21 protein-coding genes and 1 pseudogene are annotated in these 20,092 nt (G+C 34.9%); 3 read left to right on the top strand and 19 right to left on the bottom strand.

The genetic code is table 11. The features are described 5' to 3' along the window. Positions 1-42: 42 nt before the first annotated feature. The 6 genes from M1D73_RS03405 to M1D73_RS03380 form a co-directional block, all read right to left on the bottom strand. Complete coding sequence (locus M1D73_RS03405) at positions 43-159, bottom strand: DUF4027 family protein (RefSeq protein WP_000834733.1); 117 nt, start codon at positions 157-159, stop codon at positions 43-45. 203 nt (positions 160-362) lie between these two features. Next, positions 363-785 (bottom strand): universal stress protein, encoded by a 423-nt coding sequence (locus M1D73_RS03400; RefSeq protein ID WP_000277999.1) that lies wholly within the window; start codon positions 783-785, stop codon positions 363-365. Positions 786-850: 65 nt separating this feature from the next. After that, a complete protein-coding gene (locus M1D73_RS03395; RefSeq protein ID WP_000487893.1) occupies positions 851-2,302 on the bottom strand; it encodes a SulP family inorganic anion transporter in 1,452 nt (483 codons plus the stop codon). A 388-nt stretch (positions 2,303-2,690) separates the two neighbouring features. Next, entirely contained in the window at positions 2,691-3,035 is a 345-nt protein-coding gene (locus M1D73_RS03390; protein ID WP_000831286.1) for a DUF4064 domain-containing protein, read from the bottom strand. Between the two features lie 12 nt (positions 3,036-3,047). Continuing rightward, the gene (locus M1D73_RS03385; RefSeq protein WP_000277063.1) at positions 3,048-3,578 is read right to left on the bottom strand and encodes a DUF4352 domain-containing protein; all 531 of its coding nucleotides are present in this window, start codon (positions 3,576-3,578) and stop codon (positions 3,048-3,050) included. 133 nt (positions 3,579-3,711) lie between these two features. Further along, positions 3,712-4,959, bottom strand: coding sequence for a cell wall-binding repeat-containing protein (locus M1D73_RS03380; protein WP_000738875.1), 1,248 nt, complete (start codon positions 4,957-4,959; stop codon positions 3,712-3,714). Between the two features lie 175 nt (positions 4,960-5,134). Between M1D73_RS03380 and M1D73_RS03375 the strand changes: the two genes are divergently transcribed. Both M1D73_RS03375 and M1D73_RS03370 read left to right on the top strand, forming a co-directional pair. Continuing rightward, positions 5,135-5,812 (top strand): response regulator transcription factor, encoded by a 678-nt coding sequence (locus tag M1D73_RS03375; protein WP_000565476.1) that lies wholly within the window; start codon positions 5,135-5,137, stop codon positions 5,810-5,812. 11 nt (positions 5,813-5,823) lie between these two features. Next, a complete protein-coding gene (locus M1D73_RS03370; RefSeq protein WP_000822528.1) occupies positions 5,824-7,215 on the top strand; it encodes a sensor histidine kinase in 1,392 nt (463 codons plus the stop codon). A gap of 166 nt (positions 7,216-7,381) precedes the next feature. Here M1D73_RS03370 and M1D73_RS03365 read toward each other — a convergent pair whose 3' ends face one another. Next, positions 7,382-7,903, bottom strand: a complete 522-nt coding sequence (locus M1D73_RS03365; protein WP_000085779.1) for a dihydrofolate reductase family protein — start codon at positions 7,901-7,903, stop codon at positions 7,382-7,384. A 104-nt stretch (positions 7,904-8,007) separates the two neighbouring features. Between M1D73_RS03365 and M1D73_RS03360 the strand changes: the two genes are divergently transcribed. Continuing rightward, positions 8,008-8,961, top strand: a complete 954-nt coding sequence (locus M1D73_RS03360) for a helix-turn-helix transcriptional regulator (RefSeq protein WP_481157992.1) — start codon at positions 8,008-8,010, stop codon at positions 8,959-8,961. Between the two features lie 32 nt (positions 8,962-8,993). On the opposite strand, the gene M1D73_RS03355 is transcribed toward M1D73_RS03360, so the two are convergent. The 12 genes and pseudogenes from M1D73_RS03355 to M1D73_RS03300 form a co-directional block, all read right to left on the bottom strand. Next, the gene (locus M1D73_RS03355) at positions 8,994-10,427 is read right to left on the bottom strand and encodes an ECF-type sigma factor negative effector (RefSeq protein ID WP_000185128.1); all 1,434 of its coding nucleotides are present in this window, start codon (positions 10,425-10,427) and stop codon (positions 8,994-8,996) included. Beyond that, positions 10,393-10,950, bottom strand: a complete 558-nt coding sequence (locus tag M1D73_RS03350) for an RNA polymerase sigma factor (protein WP_000869258.1) — start codon at positions 10,948-10,950, stop codon at positions 10,393-10,395. Before M1D73_RS03350 ends, M1D73_RS03355 begins: the two co-directional genes overlap by 35 nt. Positions 10,951-11,130: 180 nt before the next feature. Further along, on the bottom strand, positions 11,131-11,568 hold the full coding sequence (locus M1D73_RS03345; protein WP_225989760.1) for an HIT family protein: 438 nt from the start codon (positions 11,566-11,568) through the stop codon (positions 11,131-11,133). Between the two features lie 60 nt (positions 11,569-11,628). Further along, entirely contained in the window at positions 11,629-12,006 is a 378-nt protein-coding gene (locus M1D73_RS03340; RefSeq protein ID WP_000778843.1) for an OsmC family protein, read from the bottom strand. Beyond that, positions 11,981-13,408 (bottom strand): amino acid permease, encoded by a 1,428-nt coding sequence (locus M1D73_RS03335; RefSeq protein WP_001187097.1) that lies wholly within the window; start codon positions 13,406-13,408, stop codon positions 11,981-11,983. Before M1D73_RS03335 ends, M1D73_RS03340 begins: the two co-directional genes overlap by 26 nt. Positions 13,409-13,611: 203 nt before the next feature. Continuing rightward, positions 13,612-14,257: pseudogene (locus M1D73_RS03330) on the bottom strand (amino acid ABC transporter permease). Further along, a complete protein-coding gene (locus M1D73_RS03325) occupies positions 14,258-14,914 on the bottom strand; it encodes an amino acid ABC transporter permease (protein WP_001112667.1) in 657 nt (218 codons plus the stop codon). Positions 14,915-14,976: 62 nt separating this feature from the next. Continuing rightward, the gene (glnH, locus tag M1D73_RS03320) at positions 14,977-15,807 is read right to left on the bottom strand and encodes a glutamine ABC transporter substrate-binding protein GlnH (protein WP_000916491.1); all 831 of its coding nucleotides are present in this window, start codon (positions 15,805-15,807) and stop codon (positions 14,977-14,979) included. A 12-nt stretch (positions 15,808-15,819) separates the two neighbouring features. Continuing rightward, positions 15,820-16,551: an amino acid ABC transporter ATP-binding protein gene (locus M1D73_RS03315; RefSeq protein ID WP_006917993.1), complete on the bottom strand. Its 732-nt coding sequence runs from the start codon at positions 16,549-16,551 to the stop codon at positions 15,820-15,822. 131 nt (positions 16,552-16,682) lie between these two features. Continuing rightward, entirely contained in the window at positions 16,683-18,143 is a 1,461-nt protein-coding gene (locus tag M1D73_RS03310; RefSeq protein WP_000387160.1) for an alanine/glycine:cation symporter family protein, read from the bottom strand. A 158-nt stretch (positions 18,144-18,301) separates the two neighbouring features. Beyond that, positions 18,302-19,273, bottom strand: a complete 972-nt coding sequence (locus M1D73_RS03305) for a phosphotransferase enzyme family protein (RefSeq protein WP_000401644.1) — start codon at positions 19,271-19,273, stop codon at positions 18,302-18,304. Positions 19,274-19,437: 164 nt separating this feature from the next. Beyond that, positions 19,438-20,037 carry a TasA family protein gene (locus M1D73_RS03300; RefSeq protein WP_000023366.1) on the bottom strand — a complete coding sequence of 200 codons (600 nt, stop codon included), beginning with the start codon at positions 20,035-20,037 and terminating at the stop codon, positions 19,438-19,440. Positions 20,038-20,092 lie beyond the last annotated feature (55 nt).

The raw sequence follows: 20,092 nt of genomic DNA, 5'->3' as shown, positions 1-20,092 counted from the left end.
TTCCTACTAATGATAACAACCCATTCCTTCCCTACTATAAGATTAAAAGATTTGATGAAACACCTTTATTAAAACGGCTAACGTAACAGATGCAGCAAATCCCCCTAAACAAATAAGACTGACACCTTGGCTATATGACAAATTTTGAAATGATTTCATTACTTCCATCCTCCCTATCTCCCCTTTGATACTTTTATTTTACCAATGGGAAAAATTTCATAACATCGATTTCTCTAACAACTAACTTACAAATTTGTAAGTTAACATCTTTTCAACTTATATATCTAGTATTCCCACAAATAAGAGTCATTTATACATAAAAAAAGACCTCAGTTATACTAAGGTCTTCGTTACATTCTATTTCATTTTACAATCATCACTGGACATTTCACACGCTTTGCTATTTTATGACTTACACTTCCCAGCACCATTTCTTGCAGTGTATTGAGCCCTCTACTTCCAGCAATGACAAGATCTATATCTCCTGTATTCACATATTGAACAATTGTATCTCCAGGATCACCATGTAATATCGTAATTGTATAAGAAATGTTCTCTTTCTTTAATAAACCTTCAATCTCTTTTAATTTATCTTTTCGACTAGCTGATATTGTTTCTAAATCTGTTTGACCTTGTATAATATCTGATTTTGCCGTTCTATTATCTACTACGTACACAACTTCAACATTTGTTTCTTCGCTACATTTTGCAATATATGTTGCATGTTCCGCTGCTCGAAGTGCATGTTCAGAACCATCACATGCTAATATAATTTGTTTGTACATATGCTGAATCCCCTTTTCGTTATCCTACTCGTATTATATAATAAAGCCCCCTAAAAAGGAGGCTTTTAACTAGCAATTCTTTTATTATAAGTAGCTAAATTTGCAACAAGTTTTGAGCTACGTTCATTTAATCCTGTTATACTTACTTTCACGCCACTTTGTTCATATTTCATAATAACTTTATCAATTGATGCCACTGCCGAATCATCCCATACGTGCGCATGAGTAAAGTTCATTTCGATTTCTTTTATATCTTCATCCAATGAAAAAGCATTTATAAAATCTGCTGTAGATGCAAAGAAGAGTTGACCGTGAATTTCGTATATTTTCTTATTTTCAATATATAAATGTTTCACGTGAATCTTTGCCATATTGAATGCAAATAAAACCGCACTAATTACTGTTCCGATAATTACACCTAATCCCAAATTATGAGTGATAAGAACGACCACGACTGTTACGATCATGACGAATGCGTTCCCTTTTGGCACTTTATGAATCGTTGCTACAGAGTTCCAATCAAACGTTCCGATTGAAACCATAATCATAACTGCAACTAAAGCTGCCATCGGAATATGAACGACATAATCTCCTAAAACGAATAGTAATACGATTAAAAATCCGCCCGCTACAAATGTTGATAGGCGACCTCGTCCACCTGATTTAATATTAATAACAGATTGACCGATCATTGCACAACCTGCCATTCCTCCGAAGAAACCAGCAACAATGTTTGCGATCCCTTGTCCACGTGCCTCTTTATGCTTATTACTTTCCGTATGCGTCATATCATCTAAAACTGAAGCTGTTAATAATGATTCTAGTAAACCGATAATTGCAAGCATAACTGCATAAGGTAAAATAATCCCTAATGTCTCAAGTGTAAAAGGCACGTCAGGAATACTAAAGAACGGTAATTCTTTCGGCAGGCTTCCCATATCTCCTACTGTTTTCAACTGTAATCCGCTCATAAGTGCAATACTCGTCACAATAATAATTGAAATAAGCGTAGAAGGTACAGCCGTTGTAATACGTGGAAATAAATATATAATTGCAAGTCCTAATACAACGAGTGCATACATTTGCCAAGTTGCATTTTTAAAATGTGGCAATTGCGCTGTAAAAACTAAAATTCCAAGTGAATTTAAAAAACCACTCATAACGGATTTCGGAACAAACTTCATAAATGAGCTCAGTTTGAACACGCCAAAAATAATCTGGACAATACCTGTTAATATTGTTGTAGCAAATAAATATTGCAAACCATGATCTTTAACAAGCGTTACCATTAATAATGCCATTGCACCTGTTGCAGCTGAAATCATTCCAGTTCTTCCGCCAACAAATGAAATGGTAACTGCAATACAAAAGGCTGCGTATAGTCCAACTGTCGGATCCACGCCTGCAATAACAGAGAAGGCTATCGCTTCAGGGATTAACGCTAAAGCAACGACAATTCCTGATAACACGTCCCCTTTCACATTAGAAAACCAGTCATTTTTTATCGTTTGAAACAAAATATCACTCCTCTACTCCTTTATAATTTGATTTTCTCCATAAGAAAATCTAGCCGACTGCACGAAAGCTATTATATAACGAGTAGAAGATTTTTTGCTATGTAAAAGTTTCCTAAAAATGATATTACCTTCGTAGCTTCTTTTTTAGGAAACTTTAAATATACTATCACCTATTGTTGATTTAACGTACAATGATTTCGGATTCTACAGTATGTCAAATGAAGAAAACTTTGTTTGGATGGATGAAAAATGCACATGTAATTTAGTTCATTTAAAGTTCTATAGATATTTCCACTTCATATATGAGGTTTAGTTTGGATAGTTTAGGGTTAGAGGAGTTTATACTAATTTAATGAAAATAGTAAGAGCACTCTTTCGAGTGCTCATTTTATGCAGATACAGTTGCTTTATCCTTACGGAATATACCCATTAACCCACCGATTAATAGTAATACGCCTGGTAATAAGTAAATTATAGAAATACAAATAAATCCACCGATAGCAGCCACAGTCATCATAATACCGCCAACCTTCGCTTTACTTCTTACCATAACAGATCCAACAATTCCTAAGATTGATAGAGCCACAGCTCCCCAACCTAAACCAATAACAGTATTTGCTCCATCAGCTTCAAAAGCAGCTCCCATACCGCCGATCAATAAAGCAACAAATGCACAAATAATACCAAAAATACCTCCAATAAGACCTAATACAAATTCAGCTGTTCTTTTCATTTCAATCTCTCCTTATTTAGCAACTTCAAATTCAAATTTCACTGATTTCTCGTCAAATGTAAATGTAGGTTTAAATGTACCAACAAACTTATCGCCTTCTGGTACATCAAATAACATTTTGTTTGTAATTTGGTTACCTGGCGCAATATTTTCATTTATAAACGTATTTTCCCCACCAAAGTACTCTTTGAATTGGTTGCCGTTAGTATCAGCAATTTTTAATTCAGAAGTTCCAAAATATATATCTTTTTTGCCATTATTTTTAGCGTTAAAACCGATTTCTAGTACTTTCCCTTTTTCAGCTTTTACGTATTCGTTAGGCTCAACGAATTTAGCTGAACTGAAAGTAAGTTGTAGACCATTAACTTCTACAGTATCTCCAATTTTATAAATCTTGCTTTCAGCTTTTTCCTTTTTATCTTTCTTTTCAGCCTGTTTAGGAGCATCGTTTTTACTCACTTCTTTAACTTCAGTTTCACCACAAGCAGATAAACTAAAAGCAAGTGCACCTGTTAAAGCAATAGTACCCAATTTTTTATACATTCTTTTTCCTCCGATTATGTAAAATGTAAGATTTTCGAAACTATCATAACAGAAACAGTTACAACTTTTTTGTCATATTTTGTCGAGGAAAATAAAAAAAGACGCTATATCAGTAGCATCTTTTCTCATTTCATTAATGTCCACCGTGTCCTTGACCACTTTCCTGAACAATTTCTAACCTCTCATCTAGTATTCCTTGTGTTTCAAATGAAATATCACTCGTACTTCCTAATAAGAAACCGTGATTATATGGTCCAAGTGTTGGATCATCTTTAAACTTCGGCTGAATGCTTGCAAGGAAGTCATACACTGGTTGTGAAGCTTTACCTTCTTCTAATAATACAACAGGTGCGTGTTTACCCATATGTGAAAAAGGTGCCCCAGCAACTGCTAAATCTGGTGTTTTGCTTGAAACAAATGATAAACCGTGACCAGGTTTTGTGAATCCCCAGCCAAATTTTGTTTTTTCATCTTTAAACTTAGCGAACGCAATCGAGTTTTCTGTAGGGGTCTCTCCACTAATACGCGTTACTTTCCCGTATTTGCTTAGCTCTTTTTCTACTTCTTTTGAAACAATTTTTTCTGGCCCTAATACATATATATTTGCTTTATCTTTTCTCATTTTTAATGCCTCTATTGTCGCTTCTGGCACCTTATCTTTTTCTGTATATAAAAGCGGTTCTGGCATATGAGAAATCCAGTTTACAGCTGGTGTTGTATATAAACGTCCTTCTTCTTCAGACGAACCAATAATAACACTATTTGGGTAGCTTCCTGTTATATCGGCATACTCCTTATCAACATCCTTCGCAAATATAGCTGGATCTGTTTCTTTTATTTGTTTTACTTTATAACCTTTTAATTGCTCAAGCGCGCTAGTACCTACATCCCCCATCACCATAATTTGTGTTCCATCTTTCGTTCCGATTGGATTTAATCGTTTTATTTCTTTTAACGTCATTTCCGGTATCTTTTCTTTTTCTATAAATAAAATCGGCCCGTTATTCGGATGATGAATAAGGTCTGCACTCGCAATACCTAATTGCCACTCGCTTGCTGGTACTAAAATAACAGCACCTGGCTGGTTCTCCTTATGAGTTGCTGGCCATATCGTTTGTGAAGTTAATACTGCCATTTGCAAAGGGTCGTTTGTGTTTAATCTCGTTACATTTTTTAAACTTGTCGTTAATAAATCATTAGATGCACCTTGGTTCATTTCTTTTGGCGCCGTTACCTCCTGATTCATTTTCATTTCCTTTTGCTCTGTTTTCTTCTCTTTTGTAGATTCATGGTTTTTATGGTCTGTATTCGTTTGTCCGCATGCAGCAAGACCAACTGCTGTAATTATTGTTATCCCAAAAATTCGGGTCATTTTTTTCACTATACCGCCTCCGTATTAATCATTTTTGAGCCAATATGATTACCTAAAATGTAATTTCAACTCCACAATAACAAGCAATTCTGAAGAAATTATGCAGACACATCATAATCTGCACCATTTCTTCATGATTTTGCATTACACTTTAAGTAACGATTATAAATATGGAGGGCTCTCTATGATTGATATACTGCTCGTAGACGATGAACCGAGAATGCTTGAATTATTAACGCTTTATCTTACACCAATTGGATATAACTGCGTATGTGCGACTTCAGGAGAAGAAGCTATTTTACATATAGAAAATCGAAACTTTAAATTTGTTTTACTCGATATTATGATGCCAAAGATGGACGGATGGGAAACGTGCAAAAAAATCCGATCTTTTAGTAACATTCCTATTATTATGGTTACAGCTCGTGATCAAACAGTAGATGTCGTTCAAGGATTAAAAATTGGAGCCGATGATTACGTAACGAAACCTTTCCATGAAGAAGAACTTTTCGCAAGAATTGAAGCCGTTTTAAGACGTACAAATGAACATAAACAAATCCAATATCACGGTATTGTATGGGATGAAACAAAACACTTCGTTTCTGTCCATAATGAAGAACTCCTTCTCACACCAATTGAATTTTCTTTACTCGGATTATTTTTACGCCATGTGAACTACGTATTAAACCGTGATCAGCTCATCGAACGAATTTGGGGGTTAAACACAAATACAGAAGATCGCACAGTCGATTCACATATTCGTAATTTACGTGATAAATTGCGAAAAGCAAATTTCCCTATTGATCATCATTTAAAAACCGTGTATGGAGTAGGTTATCGATGGATTAATACTGAACAGTAAGGGGCAAAACGATGAAACGAATTTCAATTCAATTCGGATTTTATTTTTTAATTGTTACACTTTTAATTGAAAGTGTTCTCTTTATTTTGCTCTATTATAGTCTTGTAAACACTAGAGTAAATGAAGAAATGACAGCTTTATTAAAGCGAGGAAATAGTCATCGAGATGTACTTGAAAAATATTACGATGAGCAAACCATCTCTCACGTAGCATTAATGGAATCTGAAGCTGAAACAACTGTCGTTATTACAAATGCAAATAAAGAAATACTAGCTAAATCTAACGAAATAAACACGACTATAAACGATCATATTAGTAAAATGCAAACTCGAACAGACCATAATGGAGCGATTATAGAAAATCATTGGAAAACATCTAATTATATATGTACAGTTAGCCCCATTGTAGTAGATGGAAAACATGAAGGCTATGTGTACATGTTTCTTGGAACAGAATCAATTGAAAAGTTAGTTAATGGATTAACGAAACAATTCATTATTGCTGGTGCCATCACGTTTCTACTCACAGTCATCACAATTTTCCTATTATCTCGATTATTAACAAAACCATTGTTACACATGAAACATGCCACTGAAAAAATGAGTAAAGGTGATTTATCTGTTTCATTAACAACTACTCGAAATGATGAAATTGGTGAACTAGCATCATCTATTCAGACGCTCGCAAATGATCTACATTATATGAAAACAGAGCGAAGTGAATTTCTAGCAAGTGTTGCTCACGAATTACGAACACCGTTAACATACGTAAGAGGTTATGCTGACATTGCTTTAAAAGAAAGCACCCCTTCTGAACAACGTTTGCGATATTTATCAATTATAAAAGATGAGTCTGATTACATTACAAACTTAGTTCAAGATTTATTTTCACTTGCACAAATGGAACAACATAACTTTTCTATTCAAGTAAAGGAAGTGCATTTACACACCTTCCTTACGCGTATATGTGAAAAAGTAAACGCCATGTATAAAGAAAGGTACATTAAAGTTTCTTTCTCTTGTCCTCCTACACTGCTAGTAAACTTAGATGAACAACGATTCGAACAAGTTGTTGTGAATATTTTAAATAACGCTTATAGACATTCAAAAGAGCATTCTCATATAAACATTTCTGTTACAGAAGAACATAAACATATTTCCATTGCAATTGAAGATGAAGGCGAAGGTATTCCGCTTGAAGACCTCCCTCACATTTTCGAACGCTTTTATCGAGTTGATAAAGCAAGATCACGAGCTACAGGTGGAACTGGTTTAGGACTATCTATCGTGAAAGAAATTGTAGAGCTACACGGCGGGACGATTACTGTCACGAGTGAAGTTGATCATGGATCTTGTTTTATCATTTCATTACCATCTGTAAAGAAACACGACTACCATCAGTAGTCGTGTTTCTTTATCCCGCATTAACGGGCAGTAAGACCCCCTACATCAAAATTCAGCGGAAGCAAAGAAGTTAGGTGGGGGATCAACTGCCCGTAAAAGCCCGATTGGTTCAACTAATAATCAGTGGGAGATGAACAAAACCCCCACTGATTAAAGTTTCACTTTATCATTTTACTTTATAATATAAATTTACAAATTGCCCAAAACGTTTCGTATCCGTTAAAGTTAAATTAATTTCTGGATTCTTTTCTTTAAATAATGGGACACCTGAGCCTAATATATGCGGTGTAATCGTAACAATATATTCATCAATTAGATTATTTTTAAAGAATTCTCTCAGTAGCTCTCCTCCACCAACCATCCATATTTTAGACCCTTCTTGTGCTTTTAACCTTTTTGTAAACTCCACTACATCTTCATTTACAAATTCCACGTTTCCGTCTGAACCTTTTTCTGAACGAGAAAAAACATAACATGCTTTATCTAAGTACGGGAATGTTTCCGTATGCTCTACTACATAATCGTACGTTTTCTTTCCCATAATTATTGTATCAATCGTTTCGTACATTTCTGTATAACCATTATCTCCCTCTCCTTCCGTTTCCATTAACCACTCTAAATCATCATTTTCTTTCGCAATATATCCATCTAAACTCGCCGCTATAAATAAAACTATTTCACGTGACATATCTTTTCCTCCTTGTATCTCATCTTGATAACATATGATGTAAACAATATACTAACAATAAAACATGACAATTTATGTCACGTTAAAAAGAAAAGGTGATACATTTGTCAAAAGCTAAACGCTTATTAGATATTCTTATATTTGCTTCTGCGAAAAAAACATTTACAGCTCAAGAAATAGCTGATGAATTTAATATTTCCGTTCGTACGGTTCATAGATACATTTTAGATTTAAGTGATATGGGGTTGCCCATTTACGCAGAACAAGGTCGTAACGGCGGCTATAAAGTATTAACGAATAGAGTAATTCCGCCTATTTTATTTACGGAAGAAGAAGCAGTCTCTATCTTTTTTGCTTTTCAATCTTTAAGTTACTATCGCGACTTACCTTTTAACACAGAAATCAATTCCGTTACACATAAACTGTATAGCTCCCTACAACATGATGCGAAAGTGAAAGTTGATAAAATACGTTCTTACATCGCTTTTTGGAATCCGAAGCGCACAATTGATACACCTCTTTTAAACGAAGTGTTAACCGCGGCTATTGAAAATAAAAATTTACACTTTCAATACGAATCTAAATCGGGGTTAAAAACAAAACATGTTCATCCTATCGGTGTATATGCTCATGACGGGCTATGGTACTTACCGTCCTATGACTATGGCAGGAAAAAAGTATCACTATATCGCATCGATCGTATTCTTTCCATATTATCAACGGAAGAAAATGAGGATACATTCATGAATTTAGAAGAGTGGTTTGCCTCTAACTCTAACGTAGTACACATCCCTACTCAGTTACATGTTTTACTGACAACAGAAGGCGTACGCCAATGTAAAAGCGTCCCTTATCTTGAGGAATTCGTTATAATAAACGAGGATGGGACAGGATATATAAATTCAACAATTGATAAAGGAGAAATCAATTTTATTACCCCTTTATTTTATAGACTCGGAAAAAATGCAAAAGTTTTAGAACCGACAGAATTGATAGATGGTTTACGTATACGTGCGAAAGAAATTTTACATATGTATGGAGACGAAAAAAGCTGCTAAATATAAGCAGCTTTTTCGTCGATTTGTTTCTATTATTTTGATTGTTGACGAATATCGAACCACCAACGATTTTTCTCATTCATATTCTCATTGCCACTAAACCCACTGTAACGGAAAGCATCAAGGAAGATTGAATCTAGCTTATCCTCATCTACAAAATAACCTAAGTTAACCTTCACCGTTTGTCCTGGTGTGATACTGCCAATATTGTAAAAGCTTTTCCCTTCTCCGTGAGGTTCTAAATAATCAACTTCGCCCGTCATAATATTTTTTTCTGTAATTCCATCTCTTTCAGCGTAATTCCATACATTCCCCTTACTTTTAAGCACTTGTATGGATGGATGCATATAGATTTCTTCTGTCGCCTGTTTACCTATATTTTTCACTGTTGTTGTCAGGTAGACAAATTTAGGATGAATTAATTTTGATTCTACTAATTGATCAATTGAATCTTTACCATTTCCAACTTTATATTCATCCCGTCTATATGGTATCAATTGTCCAGCTTGATCCAAAGCCTGATTCCTACTTAGTATTCCTAAGCCCAGTTCATTAAAGTTTTCTTGTTTAAAATCTTTGATTGAATCAAAAACTTCAACCTTTTCTATCACATATTCAATTTTGCTGTTATCCATGATAATCGTTACTGGAACTTTTTGTCCTATATGAAATAGTCGTTTACTATCTTTTTTCAAAGGAATCACCTTAGTTTTTTTAGGCTTACTTTCGTCGCTAAAATACTTTTTATCATAATCTGTTATATGTGATGCCTTTTCTTTTGACGTAGGCTCAAGTGAAATACTCCCTAACACATCCACCATTTGTTCTTCATTTATATCGTTTCCAATATAACTTTGTAACATGATCCCTTCTTCCTCAAAGAATAGAAAAACTACCCTGTCCATCATTAAATCTTTGTTACCAGTTTCTCTATGGACAATTACTGCCTTCTTACCATTTATCTCTTTTTCTTCATAACTTTTCGAGTACAGAGTTGGAAAATCTGAATTTCCCCCTACTCTCCAAAGAACGAATGAAAAGCCTCCATTTGCATAGTTATCTTTAAATGAATATTTCATAGCAGAGTCATCAATTGCTTCCATATTTTCTGGCAATTTACCAACCTTCAACTTATACCACTGATCACTCTTTTTCGAATCCTTATTTGTTAAGGAAACATTTACTTCATAATTTTGTTTTTGAACAATCATATTATAGACTTTTACTGCACCAAAAACGGTTGTCGGCATACCAATCAATAAGCAGGCAGCAGCGATTAACATACGATGTCTTTTACTCTTTTTCTGTGGTCGCTCGCCCTTCAGCTTCATTTCCTCCATAAACAGTTTCTTTTTGCGCGTATATGTATGTGAAAATTCATGTTGTTCTTCGGATTTATCAAAATCATCTAAAGCAATTTTTTCAGCAAGTTCATATATTTCTTTGGAGTTCTTTGAATTCGTCATGTTGTATACCTCCTATCATATTTTGGACTCGTTTTCGAGCGCGTTCAAACTGCTTGCGGACATTAGCCTCCGTAATCCCCATTACACTTGAAATTTCTTGATACGTTAAGTTATAGAAGACTTTATACTTAAACACCTGTCTGTTAGATTCATTTAACTCTTTTAGCAATGTATCAATTTGAACCTCAGACATTTTACGTTTTTCCCACTCTTCAATATTTTCATCTACTGCTTCTATTGATTCTCTTTCATATTCTTCTAAAAATGTTTCATGTCGTTTATTTTTCCGGTAACTATCAATCGCCTTGTTTTTCGCGATCCTCAAAATATAGCGTTTAAGCTCTTCAGTGCTCAAGCTATGGAGCTTTTCCAAGTTCTTATAAAGAGTAATAAACGTCTCTTGAACCGTATCTTCAGCCTGTTGAATATTATTTAAAATAGAATAAGCTACATAATAAATTTTTTGTTCATACAACTCATATAGCTCTTCCATCTTTTCATAATCTTTGTTTGTAACTTTCATATAATTCCTCCTCTCACTCTATATAACGAATGAGCACTGTAACTTTGTGACACTGCAAAATCTTTTTATAGATAAAATTTAATAATAGAATAAACAAAAGCCCAATTTCTCTATTTTAACTGAGAAATTGAGCTTTTTAATATTAGAATTTTCCTGACTGTATCTCTAAGAAAAATTCTTTTACACCTTTTCAATATGTATTATTTGCTCTATCGCTTCTTTTAACAAATGCTTTGTCTCTTCAAAGTTATGATTCTGTTTTTCTCCCGATTGTACCATATAAAACTCAGCAAACGGGCGCTCTTTATATCTTGGTACGACATGCATATGGTAATGTGTTAACTCGTTAAATACTCCACCATTTTGACAAACTGTAACTCCATCTGGTTTGTATAATGCCTTAATCGCTTTTGCAATAAGCTTAGAAGCATCCATAACAGATTTTGCTACAACATCATTTAATTCATCTACTTCTACAACATGCTGCTTCGGCACAATTAAAGTATGACCTGGATAGAAAGGTTCATGATCTAAAAAACATGTTACATACTCATCTTCGTATACTCTATATATTTTTTCCTCTTCATTTGCTAATTTACAACCTAAACATTCCATCATACTTTCTCCCTTTATTAAAAACATAAAAACGTGAGAGCCGTATTCTCACGTTTTTATGTTTCATTTTATTAGTTCAATTGTTTCCGTAACCTTTATACTATCTTTTACAGATTGAACAATCGTACAATTTTTCACTGCAAGTTGCAGCGCCTTGTCCAGCTGCTCTTCTGTAATGTTTTCTGCTTTAATTTTATAGTGCAAATGAACACTTTCAACTGGCTTCGATAAAGCTTCACTTCTACCAATTTCAGTTTCGATTGTAAACGTATCATATGTAATACGTTTCTTTTCTAAAATTGTTCGAAAGACAATTGCACTACATCCTGCGATAGAAGAAATGAGTAATTGTAACGGTGAATACCCGTTTTCTTTTCCAATCACTAATTGACCATACGATAAATCTGCTTCTATATCATCGTGTTTGATTGTTAGTTTCATTTGTTTTTTCCATCTCCACTTTCATCGGTTTCTGCCGTTTCTTACTAATATAATAATATATATAGCAGAAAATGATAAATGGAATACCACAGTATAACGCCATTCTTTGTTCAGGAATAAACGCTAAACTAATAACAACGATGCTATTTGTAATTAAGGCTAAAATTGGGACAATTGGGTATAGTGGTGTTCTATACTTTAAGTCCTCTAACTTTCCTCCGCCTTTTATATACTGACTTCTAAAGCGAAGTTGCGATAGAGCAATAATGATCCAACTTGAAACAGCCGATAAACCAGCTATCGATAATAAATACATGTATACTGTATCTTCTGCAAGGAAACTTGTGAATAGAGATAATCCAGCTACCGCAATCGTTACGACTAGCGCTGTAATTGGAATACCACGCTTATTTACTTTCTGGAAGGAAGTTGGTGCCATTCCCTCATTTGCAAGTGACCATAGTATACGCGTCGCTGCATATAATCCAGAGTTCGCTACAGATAATAACGCAGTAATAATAACGAAGTTCATAATATCAGCTGCGTATGGAATACCAATTTTATCAAATACGACTACGAATGGACTTTCAATTACGCCTGCTTCTTTCCAAGAAATTAATCCTACTAAAATCGTCATTGTTAAAATGAAGAATAACATAATGCGCCATACTGTATTACGGATTGCACGTGGAATTGTTTTTTCTGGATTTTCACTTTCTCCCGCTGCAATTCCGATTAACTCTGTTCCTTGGAACGAGAAGTTAACTGTAATCATTGTAAGTAATACGGCAGCTAGTCCATTCGGGAAAAGTCCACCATCGCTTACAAAGTTAGAGAAAAGAGGTGCTGCTTCTTTTCCGTCATATGATATAAATCCTAATAATGCACTACCACCAAGCACAACAAATGCAAGAATTGTAATTACTTTAATACTAGAGAACCAAAATTCTAATTCGGCATAACTTTTCGCCGAAATTGCGTTTGAAGCATATAAAATAACACCGAATACAAGGCACCATACCCAAACATCAACATTTGGAAACCATCTTTTCATCATTAAACCGATTGACGTTAATTCTAGACCCACTGTTACTGCCCAGCCGAGCCAGTATAACCAGCCAATCATAAAGCCCGTTCCTGGTCCAATAAACTTCGTCGCATACTTTTGGAAAGATCCTGAAACCGGCATCGCTACCGTTAACTCTCCAAGACAAAGCATTGTTAAATACATAATAAATCCGCCTACTAAATATGAAAGGATGGCTCCCCCTGGTCCAGCCTGATTAATGGTGTAACCTGAACCTAAGAAGAAACCAGTTCCGATTACACCACCAAGTGCGATCATAAATAAATGTCTACTCTTCATCGTACGATGTAATTTCTCATTCGTTGGTTGCTGCATCTAAATCCTCCCCCTACCATACCCCTATATCCTGTTAAAATTTTCTGATAATAAAAATATACACGAAAGCGATTACATTTTCTATATAAAATTAAAACTTTTCTGATAAAACAATATAAAAATCGAATTATTGCAAGATTTAGATTCTATTTAGAGGAAAATAAGGATAAACAAGGAAAAAACCCTTACATATATTGTAAGAGTCAACGGAGTTCTAATCTTCTCGATAAAATTGATAAACTATAATTTACGATAAAGTACATACAAGCTACTACTATAAACGTCGGAATCATGTAATTCACATTTTGCCCGCTAATAATTTGAGCATTATGCATAAGCTCAGGGAGTGATATAACAACCGCTAGCGACGTATCCTTCAGCAATGAAATAAATTGACTGACAAGCGGCGGAACCATTCTCCTTAATGCTTGTGGCAAAATAATATGCCAAAGCGCTTGAACATACGTTAATCCCGAAGATCTTGCAGCTTCAACCTGCCCTTTTTCAATAGACAATAGACCACTTCTAACAATTTCAGATATCATTGCTGCCTCAAATATTGTTAAAGCAACAATTGCAGCTGTTATAATTTCTAATTTCAAGCCTGCTTCTGGAAGTGCAAAATACGTGAAAAATATAATTAACAGTAGTGGTAAGTTTCGAATCACTTCAACTATAACTCCTAATACTTGTGAGACGACAGGTATTTTCTTGTAGCGCAATATACCGATTACACTTCCAATAATAAAACTAAGTACAATTGCTATGAGCGCTACCTCTAATGTTATAAGTAATCCTTTTAATAAAAAATAGAATATGATCTCCTGTAATTGCTCCCTTGAAATCCATTTACACCGCCTCCTTTGCTAAGCGTTTTTCTAAATAACGCACTAGCATACTGAGCGGAATTGTTAATATTAAATAAAACATCCCGACAAATATATAAACATCAAACGTAACAAACGTCTTCGTTGAAATTAAATCTCCTTGATACATTAAATCAGCACCAGCAATAATTCCAAGTATTGAAGAGTTTTTAACTAAATTGAGAAACTGGTTTCCTAAAGGGGGAATTACAATTTTCACTGCTTGGGGTAAGACAACATAATACATCGCCTGCACATACGTTAGCCCTGAAGAGCGAGCAGCTTCCATCTGCCCTTTCGCAACTGATAAAATACCAGCGCGAATTACTTCTGCAATAAAAGCTGCCGTATATACCGTAAGCGTAACTGTTCCTGCTACAAAACCATTTAAAGTAATTCCTATTACAGGTAAAGCAAAATAGAATATAAATGCAATTAATACAAGTGGAATATTTCTTACAAACTCCACAAAAGCTGATCCTATCCAATTTAAAATGCGAATAGGTGCAATACGCATTACTGCCAAAATTACTCCTAAAATAAAACTACCTATCAATGCAATTACACTAGACATAACTGTATATTTAAACCCTTCTAAATACATATCAATGTTATTCGTTAATATAGAAAAATCAGGCACATATTCTCCCCTCTTTCTTTACAAGAAGAGGATGAGTACTCTCATCCTCTCACTTTTACTATCTACTTTTCTGGTTTTTGTCCAATCCACTTCTCATATAATTTGTCATACTCCCCGCTTGCTTTCATGTCTTTAATTAAAGTATTAATCTCTTTCGTTAAATCATCTGCCCCTTTTTGCACTGCAATTCCATACGGTTCATCTGTGAAAATTTTTCCTACTACTTCATAATTAGAATCTTGTTTTGCCATTCCGTAAAGGATCGCATTATCTGTCGTTAACACATCACCTTTACCTGCCTTTAACGCTGTAAATGCCTCACTATAATTTTCAAACTCTAATACAGTCGCTTCTGGTGACTTTTGACGAATGTTATTTGTAGATGTTGATCCTTTTACAGCTAATACTTTAACGCCTTGTTTTATATCATCGACGCTCTTAATATTGCTTCCTTTTTTCACAAGTAACGATTGTCCTGCTTTAAAATATACATCTGAAAAATCCACTTCTTTTTTGCGTTCTTCCGTAATTGTCATTGTTGCAATAATTGCATCAATATCACCATTTTTCAGCATTGGAATGCGTGTTTTAGACGTTACTTCTTTCAGCTCTAGCTTCTTTTCATCTCCAAGAATCTTTTTCGCCAGTGCCTTGGCGACATCAACATCGAATCCTTCTACCTGCCCTGTTGAAGGATTTTTTAATCCAAATAAATTCGTATCATTCTTCACCCCAACTACTAATTTCCCTCGTTTCTTAATTTGCTCAACAGCCCCGCCTTGCTTCGTATTTGTTTCCTTTGCCTCATCTTTCTTACTTCCGCATCCAGCAACAACAAGCACGAATAAACATGAAAATACGATTAAAGTAAATAACTTTTTCATTTTAAGCATGAAATTCCTCCTCTAATGATTTAGCACCCGACTTAAAAATAAACGGGCTCTTTCTTGTTCAGGGTTTGCAAAAAAGTTCGCCGGTGTTGTATCTTCAATAATTTGGCCATCATCCATAAATAAGATCCTATCTGCTACCTCTCTAGCAAATCCCATTTCATGCGTGACAACGACCATTGTCATCCCTTCTTTAGCCAGTGCTTTCATAACATCAAGTACCTCTCCAATCATCTCTGGATCAAGAGCAGACGTAGGCTCATCGAATAGCATAATTTCCGGCTGCATTGCAAGTCCTCTAGCAATTGCCACCCGTTGCTGTTGTCCTCCGGATAATTGATGTGGATATACGTTAGCCTTCTCAGGGATTCCTACTTTCTCTAAATAAAACATTGCTGTTTTCTCTGCTTCTTCTTTGGAAACTTTATTTACTTTAATCGGTGCTAATGTAATATTTTGAAGAACCGTTTTATGTGGATATAAATAAAAATGTTGAAAGACCATCCCAATATTTCGCCGCAATTCATTCATGTCCGTTTTTTTATTGTGTACCTCTGTATTTTGTACAATTAATTCTCCATCTGTAATTGCCTCTAATTGATTTATACATCGAAGCAATGTACTTTTTCCTGATCCTGAAGGCCCGACAACTACTACCACTTCGCCTTTTTTCACTTGCACATTAATATTTTTCAAAACTTGAAAGTTACCATAATATTTATTTACATTACGAAATTCTATCAACATACTCCCCCTTCCCCTAACAATGCATGTACATTCTTTTTATATTCAAAAATAGTCCCAAAAATAACTTTTAGCTTCAATTTGTCCATAAAAAAAGCAAAGGGTTTCCCCTTTGCTTCTTCATTTTTATTCGATTAAGATACTTCTTCTTTCTTATCTTTCCCGTATTCATGCTCCCAAAAATCAGCATTTTTAATTCCTAATGGCCCTGGATCGAATACTGGATCTTTTCCTTCTTTTTTCTGTTTTTCATAATCCTTTAATGCGACTAATGCAGGTTTTTGTAACAATAAAATCGCAATGATATTTACCCATGCCATAATTCCTACCCCAATGTCGCCTAAAGCCCAAGCCGTTGCTGCTGTTTTTATACAGCCGTAGAATACAGCTCCTAAAAATACAAACTTTAGTACCATGGACATCCAAGGGCGATCTTTATCACGATTTAAGTACGCGATATTCGTTTCTGCAATGTAGTAATACGCCATAATTGTTGTAAACGCGAAGAATAATAACGAGATTGCAACGAAACCATTTCCAAATCCAGGGAAAACAGATTCTACCGCCGCCTGTGTATATCCTGGTCCTGGCTGAGCGCCGTTTAGTTTATTAACGATAAAGTTTTTTCCGCTTGCATCAAATACGTTATACATGCCTGTAATAATCATCATAAATGCTGTTGCTGAACAAACAAATAATGTATCAATGTAAACGGAAAATGCTTGTACTAAACCTTGCTTAGCTGGATGTGATACTTCGGCTGCAGCTGCTGCGTGTGGTCCAGTCCCTTGTCCTGCTTCATTGGAATAAATACCACGTTTTACCCCCCAAGAGATTGCTAAACCGATAATACCACCGAAAGCAGCTTCTAATGCAAATGCACTTCTTATAATTAACATAAATGCTTCTGGCAATTTTTCAATATTCATAGCAACAATGACGCAAGCTACTAAAATATAGCCTATTGCCATAAACGGTACGACAACTTGCGCTACGTTAACAATTCGCTTTACTCCACCGAAAATGATAAGAGCTAATACGACAACTAATATAGCCCCTGATACGGTAGTATTAATACCAAAAGCAGTTTCTAAACTTACAGCAATACTATTTGCTTGTACACCTGGTAGTAAAAGCCCCGTTGCAAGAATTGTCGCTGCAACGAATACTAAAGCATACCATTTCACACCTAAACCTTTTTCAATGTAATAAGCAGGTCCACCACGAAACTGCCCTTGATGTTTCGTCTTATATATTTGCGCGAGTGTTGATTCTACATAAGCTGATCCTGCTCCTAAAAAGGCTACTGCCCACATCCAAAATACAGCTCCTGGTCCACCGAATGCAACCGCTGTTGCTACCCCAGCGATATTCCCTGTTCCAACACGTCCTGATAACGAAAGTGCTAACGCTTGGAATGAAGAAACACCAGCTTCTGATTTTTCCCCTTGAAATGTCAGCTTCACCATTTCTCCTACATGTCTTACTTGTAAAAACTTCGTTCGAATAGAAAAATATAAACCTACTCCTAAACATAAATAAACAAGTGCTGGACTCCAAACAATATTATTTAACCAATTTACGAAAGCTTCCAACATTCCCCCTCCTTTTTATAAAGAATATTCAGAATATATATATAATTATAAGTGTATACCGAATCTAGGACAATATTATTTTAATAAAGTAAACATATTTTTGTATAAAAAAACAAAGTATATATTTGTTTTATATACTTTGTTTTGAACTAAATGTATTATATATTCACAATTGCTTCTCTTTTAATAATTCTTTCGTATAGCTCTTCTGATAATTTCAAGAAGTTATCAGGCATATCTTTCCCTTTAAACTTCTTTTGAAGCGTTCCATATAAACCTATATCACGTAAACGTAAAAATAATGGTAACGATTCATACCAACTATCCGCCAGCCTGTGCTCATACTCATATCCTTTTCGTAACACTTGTAACTGTTTACGAGCAAAATCTGTCTTCTCTTCTGCTGTCCACGGTGTAAATAGAACAGAGTAGTATAAAACCATCGCTAAATCATGTATAAAGTAATTATAAGCAGCATCATCAAAATCAAAGATTGTTAGCTCTTTACCATCATAATGAAAATTGCCTTGATGAATATCACCGTGCATAAGACCGAACGTTTCTCTTTCAACTGGAAGAGCCTTAATTTCATCCATTAATACCGCTGCAATCTCTTTCACTTGACCATCTTCTAATTCATTAACAATTCCACTTTCGTCTTCTTCCCACGTATCACGGTAGTCTGTTTTAGGATAATCCATTGTAAGGCGATGCAGTTGCCCAATCGCTTTTCCCCACGCTTCAAAATAAGCATCTCCCCAATAAGGCGATTCTGCTCCTTTTACTTGCTCACCTTTTGCATATATAAATAAAGAAGCGAAAAAGAAAGTCCCATCCTCTGCTACGATTTCTTCTACGAGATTTCGAGACGTTGAATAAAGAGGTCCTGCTACCTTTGCCCCATTCTCCGCAACATATCGTAAAAAATCTAGTTCAGCCTCTACCTCTTGTTTAGAACGATGAGAAGAATGTGTTAAACGTAATACATAATCTTCATCATTATCACCCTTCGCCTTAAAAATATAATTCTCAAAATCTCCAAGTGGCTTTTCTTCTACTGTTACATGAAACAAATTCGCTGCTCTTTTTAAAATCTCTTTCGTAAAAACACGTTCTACAGCTATTTCCATATATATCCCTCCTATATATCTTCTTAATTCGACACAAATGTTAGAAGTACTGCTATGAATAATCTAAAAACAAAAAAGGTTGAGTCACTAAATCAACCTTTACATTATTAAAAGTTTTATTTATCAATTCTTCATCAATTGATTCTCGTATATAACATTTATTTTTATTTCTCTTCACCTTTTGTCTGCATTGAATTGAAAGTCCAATTTAATTTTAATGAATCTCCTTGAAATACATTTTGCTCTGCATTATTATCTACAAATGTGAACATTACATAGAAAGTATCATCATCACCAGGAGCAAGTCCATTTCCTTCTCGGTCTACAACACCTTTTTGTACAAGATCAGGAATACTTCCATTTTGCGTAGATACCTTTAATTCAGATAATGTAGTAGACCAAATTGGAACCTCATTTTTATCCAAATTCCACAAGAAATCAACACGGATATGATCACCAAAATCAGCATTTCCATTATCTCCTTTAGCATCGATTACACTGTAATCTGTCAGGAGTTTCACATCTCCTATTGCTAAAGTTCCTTTGTTTACTAATTGAAAACCACGCTCCATTTCATCACCTGGTTTAATATTATCGACATTAATAACAACTTCAGGGTTCACACTCAAATCTAAAGTACCCGCTGCAAAAGTGTTTTGTGACACTTCCTTATCACTAAAATACGCATATGTTCCCCCGCCAATTAAAGATAAGCCAAGTGCTGCAGTTACAACACCCATACCAAGTTTTTTCTTAATACTCATTTCACAAGTCCCCCTATTTTTAAAGTTCAAACTACAAACCTTATTTCCATCCCAC

The sequence above is a fragment of the Bacillus sp. PK3-067 genome (genome assembly GCF_056738645.1).
The sequence above is the reverse complement of the archived record's forward strand: the minus strand, read 5'-3'. Positions and strand labels throughout refer to the sequence as shown.